Source organism: Bombilactobacillus sp. ESL1097 (assembly GCF_058107205.1).
Map to the genome: position 1 here is coordinate 795,398 of NZ_JBYLUB010000001.1, position 16,435 is coordinate 811,832.

At 37.2% G+C, this 16,435-nt stretch carries 19 protein-coding genes; 13 read left to right on the plus strand and 6 right to left on the minus strand.

Going from position 1 to position 16,435, the window contains the following annotated elements; translation table 11 throughout:
* Positions 1–4: 4 nt before the first annotated feature.
* Positions 5–508, minus strand: a complete 504-nt coding sequence (locus tag AC3B6D_RS03925; RefSeq protein ID WP_489774966.1) for a hypothetical protein — start codon at positions 506–508, stop codon at positions 5–7.
* 123 nt (positions 509–631) lie between these two features.
* A complete protein-coding gene (locus tag AC3B6D_RS03930) occupies positions 632–826 on the minus strand; it encodes a hypothetical protein (RefSeq protein ID WP_489757602.1) in 195 nt (64 codons plus the stop codon).
* A gap of 136 nt (positions 827–962) precedes the next feature.
* Between AC3B6D_RS03930 and AC3B6D_RS03935 the strand changes: the two genes are divergently transcribed.
* Entirely contained in the window at positions 963–1,436 is a 474-nt protein-coding gene (locus tag AC3B6D_RS03935; RefSeq protein WP_489757603.1) for an S-ribosylhomocysteine lyase, read from the plus strand.
* 51 nt (positions 1,437–1,487) lie between these two features.
* On the opposite strand, the gene AC3B6D_RS03940 is transcribed toward AC3B6D_RS03935, so the two are convergent.
* Positions 1,488–2,147, minus strand: coding sequence for a LexA family protein (locus AC3B6D_RS03940; RefSeq protein ID WP_489774967.1), 660 nt, complete (start codon positions 2,145–2,147; stop codon positions 1,488–1,490).
* Positions 2,148–2,271: 124 nt separating this feature from the next.
* On the opposite strand from AC3B6D_RS03940, the gene AC3B6D_RS03945 reads away from it, so the two are divergent.
* Positions 2,272–2,526, plus strand: a complete 255-nt coding sequence (locus AC3B6D_RS03945; protein WP_489757605.1) for a helix-turn-helix transcriptional regulator — start codon at positions 2,272–2,274, stop codon at positions 2,524–2,526.
* 249 nt (positions 2,527–2,775) lie between these two features.
* Here the strand turns inward: AC3B6D_RS03945 and AC3B6D_RS03950 are convergent, their stop codons facing one another.
* The gene (locus AC3B6D_RS03950) at positions 2,776–2,952 is read right to left on the minus strand and encodes a PspC domain-containing protein (protein ID WP_489757606.1); all 177 of its coding nucleotides are present in this window, start codon (positions 2,950–2,952) and stop codon (positions 2,776–2,778) included.
* Between the two features lie 296 nt (positions 2,953–3,248).
* Here AC3B6D_RS03950 and AC3B6D_RS03955 point away from each other — a divergent pair, with 296 nt between their 5' ends.
* Positions 3,249–4,739, plus strand: a complete 1,491-nt coding sequence (locus tag AC3B6D_RS03955) for a glycosyltransferase family 39 protein (RefSeq protein ID WP_489774968.1) — start codon at positions 3,249–3,251, stop codon at positions 4,737–4,739.
* A 5-nt stretch (positions 4,740–4,744) separates the two neighbouring features.
* Here AC3B6D_RS03955 and AC3B6D_RS03960 read toward each other — a convergent pair whose 3' ends face one another.
* Entirely contained in the window at positions 4,745–5,248 is a 504-nt protein-coding gene (locus tag AC3B6D_RS03960) for a YbaK/EbsC family protein (protein WP_489774969.1), read from the minus strand.
* Positions 5,249–5,326: 78 nt separating this feature from the next.
* On the opposite strand from AC3B6D_RS03960, the gene AC3B6D_RS03965 reads away from it, so the two are divergent.
* The 7 genes from AC3B6D_RS03965 to AC3B6D_RS03995 all read left to right on the plus strand — a co-directional run bounded on the left by AC3B6D_RS03965 (position 5,327) and on the right by AC3B6D_RS03995 (position 10,893).
* Complete coding sequence (locus AC3B6D_RS03965) at positions 5,327–5,494, plus strand: hypothetical protein (RefSeq protein WP_489774970.1); 168 nt, start codon at positions 5,327–5,329, stop codon at positions 5,492–5,494.
* Positions 5,495–6,358: a 50S ribosomal protein L11 methyltransferase gene (prmA, locus tag AC3B6D_RS03970; protein ID WP_489774971.1), complete on the plus strand. Its 864-nt coding sequence runs from the start codon at positions 5,495–5,497 to the stop codon at positions 6,356–6,358.
* Complete coding sequence (locus AC3B6D_RS03975) at positions 6,358–7,113, plus strand: RsmE family RNA methyltransferase (protein ID WP_489757611.1); 756 nt, start codon at positions 6,358–6,360, stop codon at positions 7,111–7,113. Before prmA ends, AC3B6D_RS03975 begins: the two co-directional genes overlap by 1 nt.
* 1 nt (position 7,114) lies before the next feature.
* Entirely contained in the window at positions 7,115–7,456 is a 342-nt protein-coding gene (locus AC3B6D_RS03980; protein WP_489757612.1) for a hypothetical protein, read from the plus strand.
* A gap of 127 nt (positions 7,457–7,583) precedes the next feature.
* Positions 7,584–9,803 carry a RelA/SpoT family protein gene (locus AC3B6D_RS03985; protein WP_489757613.1) on the plus strand — a complete coding sequence of 740 codons (2,220 nt, stop codon included), beginning with the start codon at positions 7,584–7,586 and terminating at the stop codon, positions 9,801–9,803.
* Positions 9,804–9,815: 12 nt separating this feature from the next.
* On the plus strand, positions 9,816–10,253 hold the full coding sequence (gene dtd, locus AC3B6D_RS03990; RefSeq protein WP_489757614.1) for a D-aminoacyl-tRNA deacylase: 438 nt from the start codon (positions 9,816–9,818) through the stop codon (positions 10,251–10,253).
* Between the two features lie 7 nt (positions 10,254–10,260).
* Positions 10,261–10,893 carry an HAD-IA family hydrolase gene (locus AC3B6D_RS03995; protein WP_489774972.1) on the plus strand — a complete coding sequence of 211 codons (633 nt, stop codon included), beginning with the start codon at positions 10,261–10,263 and terminating at the stop codon, positions 10,891–10,893.
* A 39-nt stretch (positions 10,894–10,932) separates the two neighbouring features.
* Here the strand turns inward: AC3B6D_RS03995 and AC3B6D_RS04000 are convergent, their stop codons facing one another.
* Entirely contained in the window at positions 10,933–12,264 is a 1,332-nt protein-coding gene (locus tag AC3B6D_RS04000; RefSeq protein WP_489774973.1) for an N-acetylmuramoyl-L-alanine amidase family protein, read from the minus strand.
* Positions 12,265–12,854: 590 nt separating this feature from the next.
* On the opposite strand from AC3B6D_RS04000, the gene hisS reads away from it, so the two are divergent.
* The 3 genes from hisS to msrB are packed head-to-tail and all read left to right on the plus strand — an operon-like array spanning position 12,855 to position 16,389.
* Positions 12,855–14,135: a histidine--tRNA ligase gene (gene hisS, locus AC3B6D_RS04005; protein WP_489774974.1), complete on the plus strand. Its 1,281-nt coding sequence runs from the start codon at positions 12,855–12,857 to the stop codon at positions 14,133–14,135.
* A gap of 4 nt (positions 14,136–14,139) precedes the next feature.
* Complete coding sequence (gene aspS, locus AC3B6D_RS04010) at positions 14,140–15,897, plus strand: aspartate--tRNA ligase (protein ID WP_489774975.1); 1,758 nt, start codon at positions 14,140–14,142, stop codon at positions 15,895–15,897.
* Between the two features lie 60 nt (positions 15,898–15,957).
* The gene (gene msrB / locus AC3B6D_RS04015) at positions 15,958–16,389 is read left to right on the plus strand and encodes a peptide-methionine (R)-S-oxide reductase MsrB (RefSeq protein ID WP_489757619.1); all 432 of its coding nucleotides are present in this window, start codon (positions 15,958–15,960) and stop codon (positions 16,387–16,389) included.
* The last annotated feature ends 46 nt before the right edge of the window (positions 16,390–16,435 follow it).

The window sequence follows — 16,435 nt, forward strand, 5'->3', positions numbered from 1 at the left end:
GGACTTAGTTGGTCTGTTGGTGCAATTTAGCAACTGTTTGTAAGTGTTGTTGAGCTTTGGTTAACTTAGTATTTTCAGTAGAGATATTTAGTGCTTGGCGCACCTTATGATCGGCTGCTTGATATTGAGCTTGATAGGTTTTAATTTTAGTGAAATTATTCTGTTGATAACAAGTATTCATTTTTTGAAGGCTTTGAATCATTTGCAAAAGATTGTCTTTAGCAGCTTGATTGAAAGCTTTTTTTTGCAATGTTCTTTGGCTATGCTGAAACTCTTGTTGTGCCGTTTGAGTAGTTGCTTTAGTTTCAAGTTTATTATCCCGAATACTGTCAGCGTAGCTATTAATAACATTAGCGTACTGATTATTGGTGCTGTTATAAATGGTTGTTAATTTTTGGTTACTCAGGGTAGTGGGGACACTTTTAGGAGCAGTGGTCTTAGAAGCACAGCCACTAAAAACAAGGGTTGTCATAAATAATGTGCTGATTAAAATAATTAACTTTTTCATCTGAATTTGATCCTTTCAATTAAAACTAGATCTATTATATCAAAATAGTAGCTTGACAAAAAAATAAAGTAAAAGTCAACGTATGAGTTGATTTTTACTTTTATGGAAATCTTTTGGCAAAAGTTAATGTTGGACTAAATTTAAAATGGCCCAGATTATTAAAATTGGAATGATCAGCCAAATTAAGTGGAAAAACAAAATAATAATTGCGCTAATTAAAAGTAATGGTAGAAAAAATAATTTGACAGAAAATTTGAGTAATTTCCAACTGAGACCACCAATCAAAAATAAGATTAATAAGAATAAGATTGTAAACATTATTGGCTCTCCTTATAAATTAATTATCTAATTGCAAGAATTATATGCAAGTTATATTTTAAAAGCAAGTTACGTTTCGCCAAAAAAGCCTTTCAGTAGTAAAATAACTTTAGAACTGAATGAAAGAGGCGTTAATATGGCAAAAGTTGAAAGTTTTACTTTAGATCATACGAAAGTGAAGGCACCTTATGTGCGGTTGATTAGTGAAGAGCACGGACCTAAGGGTGATCTAATTAGTAATTATGATTTGCGCTTAGTGCAACCTAACCAAAATGCAATTCCAACAGCAGGCTTACACACGATTGAGCATTTACTAGCAGGACTGTTACGTGATCGTTTGGACGGCGTGATTGATTGTTCACCGTTTGGCTGTCGGACGGGTTTTCATTTAATTGTTTGGGGTCAACATTCCACGACGGAAGTTGCTCAAGCTTTAAAATCATCCTTAACGGAAATTGCTGAAACAATTACTTGGGATGACGTACAAGGAACTGATATTTATAGTTGTGGTAATTATCGCGATCATTCCTTATTTTCTGCTAAAGAATGGTGTAAGCAAATCTTAAGTGAAGGTATCAGTGATCAACCCTTTGAACGACACGTTATTTAATTTAAAGAAGCTTCGAAAACCGCTTGCGCAGGTTGTTCGAAGCTTTTTTGTCTAAAAATTAGTGATACAAATGATGACTTTACCAATAATACAAGTTTCATTAAAGTCATCAATCTGATAGGTTAAAGTTGGAAAATCAGGATTATTAGAATCTGGAATAAATTGTACAAACCGTCTTTGGGCATCATAGTAAAAACGTTTAACGGCTACTGCCTGATTAACTTGAAAGACAACTAAATCGTCATTGTGTAATTCGGAGAGTTGATTGATTTTTTGTAAGCCGATTAAGGAGCCATCAGGTAGCACGCGGTTCATGGATTCCCCATTAACTGGGAGAAATATAATATCTCTGACATCTGAATATTTACCTAAAATTTGGCTGGGTAAACTAATGGTTTGCATTTGTTGATCAGTAAATGGATCAACTTCTTGGGGTAAACCAGCAGAAATTCCTTCGGGAAAATAATTATACTTACGCACTAGTTCTGGAGTTTTTGTAGCTTGACGATAATTATCAAATAATTCTTGTGGTGTTACATTTAATGCTTTAGCATAGATCAGAATCTCTTCTTCGCGTAGTGAGCGCTTTTGATTTTCATGATTGGAAATAGTATTTTGATTGAAGCCGGTTAGTTGACTCAGTTCCTTTTGAGTTAAATGTTGTTTTAAACGTAATTGTTTAATAATAGGTCCTAAGATATTTTTGGGCATAAAATCACTCCTTGCGATAAATATATCACAGCCAATAAATATTAAGCAACTTTTGAATTTAAATCTGAAAAGCTTGACGTAAATATTGCAATATGAGATATTAGCAAAGAGGAGTAAAATTATCATGAAGAAATTAGATCAAAAAACTTTGGATAAGAAAGTCTTGAAAGCAGCTTATTTAAAACCTAAATTTCATTTAAGAACCGCACGGCAAAATCGGGGATTAACTACCACGCAAATGGCACAATTAATTGGTTTAAAAAACCGCCGCCAATATGAGCAAAAAGAACGCGGTAAGGCGCCCTTTCATGATTATGAAATGTTAATCATTGCTCAGTATTTTGAAATGACCATTGAACAATTATTTTATGAAGATTAAATTCTGGTGTTACATATAATTAGAAGTAGATCACACAAAAGGAAAATGTCTAAAAATTATGCAAATTGAGTCAAAGCTTTCCTTCTTATCTTAAAATATTGAGGTGGGGGGACAAAAAATTCGTAATTTAAATGAACATCGGCCTTTTATAGTACTCACTTTTAAGCAACTTTTGTTCCAACTGCGATGAACGACTCTAATTGGCTATAAAATACTAATTCAGAGAGCCTAAGAATAGGGTGTTAATTGTTATTTCATTAATAACCACAATAATAAATACAGTATCACTCCGGGAAAAGGTGTAACGGTCAGTACAACCCAACAAATCCTCAGGACATTAGCATTCCAGTCGAAATATTCTGCTATTCCGCCCAAAACACCAGTCAAAACTTTATTAGAGCGGGAACGATAAATTGGTAAATGCATGGTAAATCCTCCTTTGTTCTTAAACTGAATCATAAAAGTTTTTCTTGCTGTGATTAGTAGTTATAGAGAACTTTTTTCAAGTTCTAGCTTTATTATAAAGGTCCCAGCATTAATGAGATAGGATAATTTTCCAAGTTAATGACTCCGACTATCCGGAAGACAATAATTAGGTGTATAATATAGTTCCTTGGCAGGGGCATTACTCAAGGATTCAAAACTCACAATGGGGTTTTGAATCCTTTTTTACAGTTGCTTGCTGCTAAATCAGACATTCAAATATCTTAAAGGAGAAGATTATGGCACTTGTGCGACAAAAATTAGCTAAATTATTGCAGTGGCTAACATGGTTATTAATGCTAGGGATGTTAGTTTCAGCAATCTTTTATGGACCACAACGCTTAAGCAACCATCGCCTCTGGCTAGGAGGTTTAATCATCGGGGCTGTGGCCTTATTAGCGCTTGGAATTTATTTCTGGCGACAGCTGACAAATCAGCAACAGAGAATAATTAGTTGGTGTTTATTTGCAGCAGGACTAATTTGGCAAATTATTTTAATCATGGCTTTAAGTACGAGTAATGATTGGGATCCACAGAAAGTATTGATTTCGTTAACTCAGCGCACTATGTATAAAAATAATTATGTACTATATAACTACTTATCTTATTGTTCAAATAATTTGTTACTGTTCTATTGTTATGCTGGTTTACTAATGCTGAGTCAATTGTTACATTTAAGTTTAACTTGGACCTTCATTAATTGTTTTAATGCCGTAGCTATTGATTTAGCAGTAGTCTTGTTTTATCTAACTTTGAAAAAAATTACTGCTAAAAAGGTAGCGCACACTGCATTAGTAGTATTAACAATTACTTTAGTATTTAGTCCGTGGGTTATTATTACTTATACTGATACCTTATCGTTATTAACCACCGCATTAGCAATTTATAGTTTGGTCAATATTAAAATGACACAGACTTCCATGAAGCGTTACGGGTGGAGTGCTGTGGCGGGGATTATGCTTGCCTTAGGTTGGTATATGAAAGCTTCCAGTATCATTTTTGCGCTGGCATTGATATTAGTACTTGTAATTTTTAAAACACCTTGGAAAAAAAGTAGCTGCTTCTTATTAATTACTAGTTTGGTTGGTTTTGGTTTAACTTTCGTGACAATCAGTACAATTAATCAGCATCAACAACTATATCCGATTAAGTCTGAGTTAAAGCACCCAGCTACGTACTATATGATGTTAGGTTCTAAGGGACATGGAGCTTGGAACGTGACAGATTTCAATCGCATTGTAGCTACTAAAGGTGAAAAAAATAAAACACAATTAGGCTGGCAAACGTATCAACAGCGGGTTTTAAAAATGGGCTGGCGCTATCCGCTATTTTTAATGAAAAAATTTTACTATACTGTGCGCGACGGATCATTTGGCTGGGGTGAAAATTCCACACCGCGGGGTTTTCTGATTCAAAATCGCCCCCAAACAGCCACTTTGGGTGGCTTCTTACGCAGTTTGTTTTATCCTTTAGGCCATTATGTGTCAATTTATTATGTGTTGGCACAGGTTTGGTGGATTGCGATTCTAGTGGGAGCAGTCCTTACTTTATGGCAACAGCGGCGGCAACAACCACACTTTTTACAAGTTTGCTTATATTTGACGATTATCGGTGGCTTACTCTATTTAATGCTTTTTGAATCAGGAATGAGTCGTTATTTGATTCAGTTCCTACCATTTTATGTGTTCATTGGCGCCTTTGGTCAACATGAGCTACTGTCCAATAAGTAAGAGAATTATTGTTCTGGCTTAGCCACGGCAATGTTAGCGATCTGTCCGTCAACTAAAGGCAAAACATCTTGAATATTCACGGTTACGGAGCGACCAATTTTACCAGCTGAAAAAGTGATTTTTTGATCAGTAAGTGCTTGTTGGTCAAAATAAATAGGATAATTATGCTGTTCACGAATACCAACGGGACTGTTAGCGCCGTGTTCAAATCCAGAAGTTTGTTTGAGCATTTTTAAGGGAACCATGGCTACTTTTTTATTGTGGGAGGCTTTGGCTAATAATTTATAGCTTAAATGTTGATTTAATGGAATAACGCCCACTAAAGGACCACTTTGAGAACCATTGAGTACTAATGTTTTATAAACGTGTAATTCTTTGGTTGGATCATCTTTAATTTGCTGAACATCACCAACTTGCTGGGTGGCAAAATCCACGGGTTGGTAAGTGATTTTTTGCTTGTCTAAAATTTTCTCCACCAAGGTTTTCGATAAATGCTTTTTTTTGGACATAAAGTCGTGTCTCCTTTTTGAATTTCATTTATAATATTAACATGATTTAGATTTTTAGAGCTAATAGGTGAGAATTTCATGTTTAAACGTCGTAAAACTACTAAAGTTAATTTACAAAAACAAGACTTTGCGCAAATCTTGAAGCAAGTCCGTCAAGATGATGAACGCTTGGTCACTGTTCAACAACAGTTTGAACATTTGACTAAAAAGTATGCCACTTCAAAAAAAGTAAAGGAAAATAATTAAATGAGTCAACCAGTTTTTAATCAACTAATCATTACAACTGCTACTCAGAATTTAGATTTAATTAGTGCAGTATTAATTCAACAACAAATTCAAGGGATTGAAACCTTGCCAGATGATCAAGGTTTGGCAATTTATTTGCCGGCAAAGACATTGAATCAACAGTGGTGCCAACAATTACAACAAGAGTTAAAGCAATGGGGGATTACTGCAGATCAGTATGAATTACACCTACATGAAAATGTTGATGTGCATTGGGGTAAGTATTGGCAAAAATACTATCAACCAGTAACTGTTAGTCATTTTTTAAAGATTGTTCCCGCTTGGCAAAAAGATGCTCAACCGGCTACCACAGAAATTTTGCTGCGGCCACAAGAAGCTTTTGGCACGGGTGAACATCCTACGACTAAGCTTTGTTTGCAAGCATTGGAACTGTTTATTCATGGACAGGAATCGTTAATTGATGTTGGAACGGGCACGGGGATTTTAGCTATTGCTGCGGCCAAGCTTGGTGTTAATCAGCTCTATGGTTATGATTTATCGGCAGAAGCTGTGACTGTTGCTCAAGAAAATTTTGCACTCAATCAGCTCACTAGTCAGTTTCAAGTCTGTCAAAATTCACTATTAACGGGTGTTCAACAGACAGCCGACATGGTTGTGGCGAATATGCTATTGGATCCACTAACTGCCTTAATGCCACAAATCAATGACCATCTTAATACTGCAGGCTTAGTGATTGTGTCCGGATTTTTGGTGGAACAAGCAGAAACTATGAAAAAATTATTACAACAGCAATATTTAGTTATTCAACAAGAATTGATTAGTTCGGGCTGGTCTTGTTTGGTAGCTCAAAAGGAGCAAAGTTAATGCAACAAGTTTTTTGGTCAGAAACGCTTGCCCCCAACACCTCAAGTTTAGAGTTGGGCAATCCACATTACCAACATTTAATTAAGGTGTTGCACTATCCCGTAGGTAAACAATTTTGGTTGGTTGATCAGAGCCAGGCGACTTTTGTGGCAACAATCAGTAATATTTTAGCAACTAGTTTTGAAGTGACTCTCAAACCCCAAGCACGCCAGATAACGGAACTGCCGGTGCAAGTTACTTTAGCTTGTGCTTTATCGAAAAAAGACAAGCTGGAATTAATTACTCAAAAAGCAACTGAATTAGGTGTGCACCAGTTGATTTTTTTTGAAGCCCGTTATTCGATTATGAAATGGAAACCGGCGGTTAGAATTAAAAAAATGGCCCGCTTACAAGAAATTGCGCAAGCAGCAGCGGCCCAGTCACAACGTTTGGTCATTCCTAAAATTAGCTATTTAAATAATGTGACCGAATTATTAGATTTTCCAGCAGATCATCGCTTGATTGCTTACGAAGAAGCCGCTAAACAAGGTGAAACAGCCCAATTGGTACAAACTTTGCAGACTTTGCAAGCCCAGCAGTCAATTATTTGTTTATTTGGCCCCGAGGGTGGTTTTCATATTGAAGAAATTACTCAATTGTTGCACAATAACTATATTAGTTGTGGCCTAGGTCCGCGTATTTTGCGGGCAGAAACGGCACCGCTGTACTTTTTAAGTACTTTGTCTTACCAAATTGAATTGAACAAGGAATATTAACGTGAAAAAATTTATTTTAAAATGTTGGCAATCGAATTATTGTCAAATCTGTTTATTAACAATTGTTTTAACGATTACCCTCCCTTTAATTGCGGGGACCTTTAAACTCGGTAAATCTTGGCGAGTTGGTTTGATCTTTTTAGTATTAAATTTAATTTTGGCGGTTTTGTATGGTCGATGGATTAAAAGAACACGCCAACCTAAATGGACGTTTGGAATTTTTCCAGGTTTCTTTTTGCTTCTAGTTTTATTGCATTATTTGACGAGTATCTATGCATATTTGTTGGTAATTTTATATTTGTTAGTGGAGTATTTAGCCTTTTTGTTGAGTACTTCTAAATAATTACTATTAATGATCAATCTGCAGTTAGTCTCATGTCTAAGTAATGAATTGTAGAACTGTACCAGAGAACTGGTGGTTCCAGCAAGCTCTAATGAAAGATTATACTGAAAGGTAGGTGCAGTCGGTTTTGTCGAAAGAAAAAGTTTATACGGCTGATGAAGTTTTTGCGTTATGTGCTACTTATATGAACGAACGTCATGTTAGTTATATTAAAAAAGCTTATCAGATGGCGGCTTATGTGCATCAAGATCAAAGGCGAGCTTCGGGGGAGCTTTATATTGTTCATCCCATTCAAGTGGCGGCTATCTTAGCTAATTTAAAAATGGATCCGGATACTGTTTCGGCAGGTTTTTTACACGATGTAGTGGAAGACACCAAGATTGTTTCTGGTGATATTCGAGAATTATTTGGTGATGATGTGGCTAATATTGTGGAAGGCGTAACTAAAATTTCCAAATATAAGTACAAATCTCATCAAGAATTATTAGCTGCTAATCATCGCAAAATGTTACTTGCAACGGCTAAGGATATGCGCGTTATCATGGTGAAATTAGCGGATCGTTTGCATAATATGCGGACGTTAAATTATTTGCGGCCGGATAAGCAGCGGCGGATTGCCAATGAAACTTTAGAAATTTATGCGCCGTTGGCAGATCGTTTGGGAATCAGTACAATTAAATGGGAATTGGAAGATTTATCCTTGCGTTACCTTAATCCACAACAGTATTATCGGATTGTTCATCTCATGAATTCCAAACGCACACAGCGTGAAGCTTATATTAAACAAGCAGTTCAGGAAGTTCAGGCAAATATTGATCAATTAAACATTCATTATGACATTAGTGGTCGGGCAAAGCATATTTACTCTATCTATAAAAAGATGCAAGAAAAACACAAACGTTTTGAAGAATTATATGATTTGTTAGCAATTCGCATTATGGTTAATTCAGTGCGAGATTGTTATAGTGTTTTAGGTAATATTCATGCGAAGTGGAAGCCGATGCCTGGACGCTTTAAAGATTATATTGCAGTGCCGAAAGTTAACGGGTATCAATCTTTACACACGACCGTCATTGGTCCCCAAGGGCGACCTTTAGAAGTGCAAATTCGTACCTATCAAATGCATGAAGTAGCGGAATTTGGGGTGGCTGCCCATTGGGCTTATAAAGAAGGCAAAAAGTCCGCCATTACTTTGGATCAAAACGACCATCAGATTGATGTCTTTCGTGAAATTATGGAGATCCAAGAAGAAACGACCAATGATGCAGATTTTATGCAAAGTGTGAAGGGCGACATTTTTAGTGATCGGGTTTATGTATTTACCCCTAAAGGCGAAGTCTTAGAATTGCCGAAGGGCTCTATTCCCTTAGATTTTGCTTATCAAGTGCACACTGAAGTTGGTAATCATACGACGGGTGTCAAAGTGAATGGAAAAATGGTTCCGCTTAATTATAAGCTGCGTAACGGCGATATTGTAGAATTATTAACCCAAAGTAATGCCGCACCCAGTCGCGATTGGGAAAATCTAGTCTATACTTCAAGAGCGCGGAATAAGATTAAACGCTACTTTAAAAGTGTTGATCGGCAAGATAATATCGAAGAAGGTCGCAATAAGCTAGAACGTGAATTACTGGACCGCAATTTTGCTCCTAAAACTTACTTGAGTAAAAAAATGTTAAGTAATGTCTGTCAACGTTATAATTTTGAAACTATTGAAGAATTATTGGCAGCCGTGGGTTATGGTGAAATTTCTGCTATTGGGGTTGTTAACCGTTTGACAGAAGCGGATCGTAAAAAGTTGGAACAACAAAAGCAAGCTGAATTAGAACAAAAGATTTTACAGGACACCCCGCCCGAAACGGAAGTGCCGCCAGAAGAAAAAATTGTGGCCAATGAAACTCAGGATCGAGAAGTAAATATTCAAGGTGCAGATAACTTATTGATTCACATGGGCAAATGTTGTACCCCGATTCCAGGCGATCAAATTGTGGGTTATATTACTAAAGGTCGAGGCGTAACTATTCACCGCGCAGCTTGTCCCAATATTGATTTAGAGAGCACTAATAACCGCTTGATTGAGGCAAGTTGGGGGAATGTTCATGACCATCATTATAATGTCAAATTAGAGGTGTTTGGTTATAATCGCAATGGTTTATTGACTGATGTATTGCAAGTTGTCAATAAACGGAGTGATTTGTTGTCTGGTGTCAATGGTCATGTTGATCAAGATCGGATGGCGCATATCACTTTGTCAGTAAAAGTTAGAAATTTGGAACACTTAAAAGATATTATGAATAAGATCAATAATGTTCAGGATGTTTACGACGTGCAACGAGTGATTAATTAAGGATTGATTTGAATGAAGGTAGTAGCACAGCGAGTTTTACAAGCACAAGTTAGTATTAATCAAGCAGTGGTTGGTCAAATTGGGCCCGGTTTAATGTTATTGGTCGGATTTGGGCACGACGACACAATTGAGCAAGTCAATTATTTAGTACCTAAAATTTTGCATAGTCGGATTTTTGCTGATCAGGCAGGTAAAACCAATTTATCTATTTTGGATGTACAAGGAGCCATTTTATCAATTTCACAATTTACTCTGTACGCTAATACTAAAAAGGGTAACCGTCCGAGTTTTACAGAAGCACTGGCACCAGCTTTGGCCAAAGATTTATACGAGCAATTCAATCAGCAATTGCGGAGTAGCAATTTGGTAGTGCAAACAGGACGGTTTGGCGCCGACATGCAAGTGCAATTAACTAATGATGGTCCAATGACAATCATTTATGAGAGGTAATTGATCAATGTTTAAATATGCAATTTGGGATTATGATGGTACTTTAGCAGATACGTATCCGGGAATTTTAAAAAGTCTCAAGCAAACGTTGCAACATTTTAATGACGATGTAGCAATCTCAGATCAGCAGTTGTACCGAAAAATCAAGCTGGGTTCAGTCACGAAGGAATTACAAATGGCTGCACAAAGGCTACAGCTGGATTTTGTGACTATGCAAAAATATTATCAAAATTTGGATCATCAGGCACAACTGAAAGTTCAGCTTTATCCACAAGCACAAGAAATTTTACGAACTGTTATAGCAGCTGGTGGTCAAAACTTTTTATTGACGCATCGCGATAATCAAGTGAGAGATTTGTTGCAGCAGCAAGGAATTGCACAGTTATTTACAGAAGTTATTACATCTAGTTTAACCTTTGCCCGGAAACCTAATCCCCAAGCTTTGAATTACTTGATAAAAAAATATCAACTATCCAAAGAGCAAACGGTGATGATCGGCGATCGTTCGTTAGATGTGTTAGCCGGACATAATGCTGAGATTGCCAGTATTTATTTTGATGTCGATGGTTTTCATGATCGTGCCACAGCCGAATATAGTGTCCAACAGTTGAACGATATGCAGCCACTGTTTGTGCATTAATTAGTTAATATGTTTCAAAAGTAGCTATCAATTATTAATTCACTGGAAATTTTGCACCAGTCCTTGATAAATGGCATCGGCTAATTGTTTTTGATAAGTAGGATTACTGATTTTTCGGTAATCCTTTTTATTATTGATATAACCGCCTTCGATTAAGATGGCAGGTTGTTCGTTTTCTCGTAAAACTTCAAAATTGCCAAATTTTAGTCCGCGATTTGGTAAAGCTGTGTGTTTTAGATTTTGGTTAATATGCTGTGCTAATCGCCGATCTTTTTTGGCAGAATAGTAGTAAGTAGTAATACCACTAGCATGACCATTGTCACTGGCATCGAAGTGTAGACTAATAAAAACGTCTGCGTTGAGTTTGTTTGCAGTTCGGGCCCGGTCGGCGAGAGCAATATTAGTATCAGAATGTCGCGTCAAAATAACATTCGCTCCTGTTTGTTCTAATTTGGCTTGTAACATTTGCATAATTTTTAAAGTATATGTTTTTTCATAGTGCTTTTGATTAGCCGATAAGGCTCCTGGATCGCTACCACCGTGTCCCGGATCTAAAACGATTGTCGCTTCAGGTAATTTGGTGGCTGCAGTAGGTAGTGCATGGCGAGTGTCCGAAATTGACACTAATCCACTAGCAATATAGCCTTCTTCTCCCGAATTGAGCCGAATTTTATAAAATTTACCACTACGACCAAGATAAGGTAGAGTCGTTTGATCGGTGATATGTGCGACAATTTTTGAATTCAGGTTAGGTTGTTGATAAATTTGGGTATTGTTTTGTAAGGTAGTTACTGATTGGATGTTAGCAGTTTTGGAAGTTCCGGAATTTTGGGATCCTTGTTGAATTTTTTCCGGAACTTTATCAGTAATGATCAGTTCAGAATTAGGAATCCAGCCTACTGTCTTGTCGAATAGGATTTGACTCCAATTATTTTGAGAGTAAACAATATTGACTTTATCGGACTGCATTAAAGTTCCTAAAACAGGTGATGATTTTTGCGGATATTTTTGCACATTAGTATTAGGGGCTTTGATCACACCAAAGGTATTACTGGAAGTGTTAGCGTCATTATTAGCAATTAGCCAACTGGCAACCCAGCCAATCTTGTCACTATCAATCCGCACTTGATACCAATCATTTTTTTCACTGAGGATTGTTAAATGTTCGCCACGTTTAACTTGAGTAATTGTATCGTAAGACAGACTAGGTCCCAACCGGACGTTTAAGAAATTAGCCTGTACCGTAATTTGATTAGATTGAGCCAAAGTTAAAGTTGAATAACTAGCTAAGCATAATAATCCAATAATTAAAAAGAAGCTCATCAAATGATAATTATTTTTTGAAAAAATTTGTTTTACGCGTTTAAACATGAATTTGACATCCTGTAATATTGATTAATACTATATTATAATATTAAAAAGCAAATAGCCATTATATTTGAACTGGAGTTTGGAAATTTTACGACTTAGTCGAACTTAAAGTTTGAATGATCTAATGGTTTTTGAGAGCAATCCTCTTGAAAATTAAGGTTGCTTGAAAATAAATCACCAAATTGAAAAACTGGCTGGTTCAGACTTGACTTTCTCTTTGATGATGGTAATTTAGTAAGAGAGTAGTAATGTAGTATTACTTTAAATTAACAGAGAGAATATGACGGTGAGAGTATTCACTTAAAGTAACAGTGACGAGAATAAATTAATTCGTCTGGCAGGCGTTAACTGTAGCGATAATTAAGGTGGTACCGTGTAATTAATTTACACCCTTGTTCTTGAGCAAGGGTGTTTTTTAGTGAAGCGGTCACATCATTGGCAAATTAAGACCTGCGACTTGAAAAGATTGTTGTCCAGTGCGGTTATGAAAATTATAGTTGAATTTTATACTTGGTGCTGGCAGTATCACAGTTTGGAACAATGCTCAATGAATTATTGCGATCTTGTCTGAAGATGAAGGAGGATTAAAGATGCGGTATCAAAAACCTAAAGGTACAGTTGATATATTACCTGGAGAATCTGAAAAATGGCAATTTATTGAAGCCACAGCCCAACAAATTTTTAAAAATTATCAATATCATGAAATCAGAACCCCAATGTTTGAACAATATGATGTATTTGCGCGTTCGTCTGGTGATACTTCTGATATTGTTTCCAAGGAAATGTATGATTTTGAAGATAAAGGTGGCCGGCACTTAGCTTTACGGCCTGAAGGCACAGCTGGTGTGGTACGTGCTTATGTAGAAAATAAGTTATTTGCGCCCGAGTATGTGCGCCCTTATAAAGTTTGGTATAAAGGTCCGATGTTTCGTTATGAGCGACCACAATCCGGTCGTCAACGTCAGTTTCACCAAATTGGCGTAGAAGCATTAGGCAGTGATAGTCCACAACTAGATGTTGAAACAATTCTCATGGCGGTCAGTTTCTTAGATGAATTAGGAATTAATAATTATACGGTTGCGCTCAATACTTTAGGTGATCAAGAAACTCGGCAAGCTTATCATCAAGCATTATTAGCTTATTTGACGCCGTTGGCAGAGCAATTGAGTGCTGACTCGCAAGTTCGTTTGCAGAAGAATCCATTACGAATTTTGGACAGTAAAGATGCTCATGATCAAGAGATTGTCGCAGGTGCACCGTCGATTTTAGATTATTTAACGCCTGCAGCCCAAGAACATTTTCAACAAGTAACGGCGCTATTGGATGCGTTGAAAGTTCCATATACGATTGATTCCAATATGGTGCGCGGTTTGGATTATTATAATCATACAATTTATGAAATCATGGTTCAAAGTGCCGCCTTTAATAACCAAGAAATGACGGTGATTGCTGGAGGACGTTACAATGGTTTGGTGCAGCAATTAGGTGGGCCAGACGTGTCAGGAGTTGGCTTTGGCCTCGGTATTGAGCGCTTAATGTTATTATTAGAAGCTGAAAACCAGCATTTACCGAAAATGGTGGGACCTGATGTTTATTTAGTGAGCGTTGATAGTGCGGATTCTTTAGCTGTGTCACAGTTATTAGCTCAATTACGCCAAGCCGGCATCAGTGCTGAACGAGATTATTTGGATAAAAAAGTTAAAGGCCAGTTTAAGCAAGCGGACCGCCTGCAGGCGAAATTTACTTTGACCATTGGTGATAGCGAATTGCAGACGCGCCAAGCTAAGTTAAAACGATTAGCTGATGGTCAAGAAATTGCTGTTAACTTAGATGATCAAGCTGGTTTATTGGCTAAAATTAAAAAGGGGTAAAACGATGGAACGAACAAATTATTGCGGCTTGATTGATGAAAAATATCTGAATCAAGAAGTAACCTTAGCTGGTTGGGTTCAAAAGAAAAGAAATTTAGGTAATTTAATTTTTGTGGATTTACGTGACCGTGAGGGGATTGTTCAGTTAGTATTTAATCAAGAAAATGGCTCAGAAATTTTAAAGCAAGCAGATCAACTGCATTCGGAATACGTGATTAGTGTTCAAGGGACAGTTGTGGCTCGCTCCCAAGAGGCTATTAATGCTGAGATGAAGACTGGTAAAGTCGAAGTTAAAGTCAGCACCTTAGAAATTTTGAATCGTGCCAAGACGGTACCGTTTAATATTGAAGATGATGTTGATGCGAGTGAAGAAACTAAATTAAAATATCGGTATTTAGACTTACGGCGGCCTGAGATGCAAGCGGGGTTACGCATTCGATCCCAAATTATGGCCACGGTGCACCAATACTTTGACCAGCACGGCTTTATCAACATTGAAACGCCCGATTTGGCCAAGTCGACGCCTGAAGGTGCGCGTGATTATTTGGTACCCTCACGAGTTTATCCAGGTAGCTTTTATGCTTTACCACAATCACCGCAATTGTTTAAGCAATTATTAATGGGCGCTGGGTTTGATCGGTATTATCAAGTAGCACGTTGTTTTCGGGATGAAGATTTGCGCGGCGATCGTCAGCCGGAATTTACGCAAATTGATATGGAAACTAGTTTCTTGAGTGCGCAACAAATCCAAGATTTGACTGAGGGCTTAATTGCTCAAGTCATGCATGATGTCAAGGGGATTGATGTTCAGTTACCATTTCCGCGGTTGACTTGGAATGAAGCCATGGATCGGTTTGGGTCAGATAAACCTGACACCCGGTTTGGCATGGAGTTACAAGATCTCAGTGATTTATTTAAGGACTCAACTTTTAAAGTCTTTCAAAGTGCACTAGCTAATCAAGGACAAGTCAAAGCGATTGTTGTTAAAAATGCTGCTGATCAATACTCGCGTAAAAAAATTGAAGCTCAGCAAGAATATATTAAACGTTTTGGTGCCAAAGGTTTGGCCTGGCTCAAAGTTAATGATGATCAATTAACGGGTCCTGTCGCAAAATTTGTACAAGATCAAGCTGCAGCTTTAAAAGCACGTTTAGCTTTAGCTAATAATGATTTAGTTTTATTTGTTGCAGATAGTCGCAAAGTCTGTGCTGATTCCTTAGGTTATTTACGGAAACACTTTGCTAAAGAGTTAAAACTCTATGATGAAGATCAATTTAATTTCCTATGGGTCGTTGATTGGCCGTTGTTTGAATATGATGAAGGCATTGAGCGCTGGACGGCGGCACATCATCCATTCACGATGCCTAACGAAGAAGATGTGGCTTTATTGGAGACAGATCCGCATAAAGCTCACGCGCAAAGTTACGATATTGTCTTGAATGGTTATGAGTTGGGCGGGGGCTCGATTCGGATTCATACACGTGATATTCAAGAAAAAATGTTTAAAGCGTTAGACTTCACGAAAGAACGAGCACAAGAACAATTTGGCTTTTTGCTAGATGCCTTAGATTATGGTTTTCCACCACATGGCGGCCTAGCAATTGGCCTGGATCGTTTCGCCATGCTCTTAGCGCACCGGGATAATATTCGCGATGTCATTGCCTTTCCAAAGAATTCGAAAGCGTCTGAACCTATGATGCAAGCACCAGCACCCGTAGCGACAACCCAGTTAACAGATTTAGATTTAGAAATTAAAAAGTAGCATATCTAATGAAGATTACCTCCTAATCCTTTAAAATAATGGCTTAGGAGGTAATTTTTTATGTATGAAAAACAAAAACAACAATTAACACCTTTACAATATCAAGTAACACAAGAGCAAGGTACAGAGCGCGCATTTGATAATCAATATGATGACTTTTTTGAACCGGGGATTTATGTGGATATTGTGAGTGGAGAACCACTATTTTCTTCAGCTAAAAAATATCAATCGGGTTGTGGTTGGCCCGCATTCAGTCAACCAATTGCTCCGTTGACGCAAAGAAGAGATTCTAGTCACCATATGGAGCGTGTGGAAGTTCGCAGTAAACAAGCCAATTCCCATTTGGGACATGTCTTTACCGACGGACCACAGGAAGATGGGGGGTTACGTTACTGTATTAATTCGGCGGCTTTGAAGTTTATCCCTTTAGCACAAATGGAAGCTGCTGGTTATGGTAAATATATTGATCTAGTAAAAACGACCTCTAAATAAACTTTTTTTCTAGAAATAATGTGTTAAAGTATTTAATGCAAGTAAA

Bases quoted from the DNA above. Each gene is read 5' to 3' on its own strand.
- AC3B6D_RS03925 (WP_489774966.1), bottom strand. From the start codon at position 508: ATGAAAAAGTTAATTATTTTAATCAGCACATTATTTATGACAACCCTT.
- AC3B6D_RS03930 (WP_489757602.1), bottom strand. From the start codon at position 826: ATGTTTACAATCTTATTCTTATTAATCTTATTTTTGATTGGTGGTCTC.
- AC3B6D_RS03935 (WP_489757603.1), top strand. From the start codon at position 963: ATGGCAAAAGTTGAAAGTTTTACTTTAGATCATACGAAAGTGAAGGCA.
- AC3B6D_RS03940 (WP_489774967.1), bottom strand. From the start codon at position 2,147: ATGCCCAAAAATATCTTAGGACCTATTATTAAACAATTACGTTTAAAA.
- AC3B6D_RS03945 (WP_489757605.1), top strand. From the start codon at position 2,272: ATGAAGAAATTAGATCAAAAAACTTTGGATAAGAAAGTCTTGAAAGCA.
- AC3B6D_RS03950 (WP_489757606.1), bottom strand. From the start codon at position 2,952: ATGCATTTACCAATTTATCGTTCCCGCTCTAATAAAGTTTTGACTGGT.
- AC3B6D_RS03955 (WP_489774968.1), top strand. From the start codon at position 3,249: ATGGCACTTGTGCGACAAAAATTAGCTAAATTATTGCAGTGGCTAACA.
- AC3B6D_RS03960 (WP_489774969.1), bottom strand. From the start codon at position 5,248: ATGTCCAAAAAAAAGCATTTATCGAAAACCTTGGTGGAGAAAATTTTA.
- AC3B6D_RS03965 (WP_489774970.1), top strand. From the start codon at position 5,327: ATGTTTAAACGTCGTAAAACTACTAAAGTTAATTTACAAAAACAAGAC.
- prmA (WP_489774971.1), top strand. From the start codon at position 5,495: ATGAGTCAACCAGTTTTTAATCAACTAATCATTACAACTGCTACTCAG.
- AC3B6D_RS03975 (WP_489757611.1), top strand. From the start codon at position 6,358: ATGCAACAAGTTTTTTGGTCAGAAACGCTTGCCCCCAACACCTCAAGT.
- dtd (WP_489757614.1), top strand. From the start codon at position 9,816: ATGAAGGTAGTAGCACAGCGAGTTTTACAAGCACAAGTTAGTATTAAT.
- AC3B6D_RS03995 (WP_489774972.1), top strand. From the start codon at position 10,261: ATGTTTAAATATGCAATTTGGGATTATGATGGTACTTTAGCAGATACG.
- AC3B6D_RS04000 (WP_489774973.1), bottom strand. From the start codon at position 12,264: ATGTTTAAACGCGTAAAACAAATTTTTTCAAAAAATAATTATCATTTG.
- hisS (WP_489774974.1), top strand. From the start codon at position 12,855: ATGCGGTATCAAAAACCTAAAGGTACAGTTGATATATTACCTGGAGAA.
- aspS (WP_489774975.1), top strand. From the start codon at position 14,140: ATGGAACGAACAAATTATTGCGGCTTGATTGATGAAAAATATCTGAAT.
- msrB (WP_489757619.1), top strand. From the start codon at position 15,958: ATGTATGAAAAACAAAAACAACAATTAACACCTTTACAATATCAAGTA.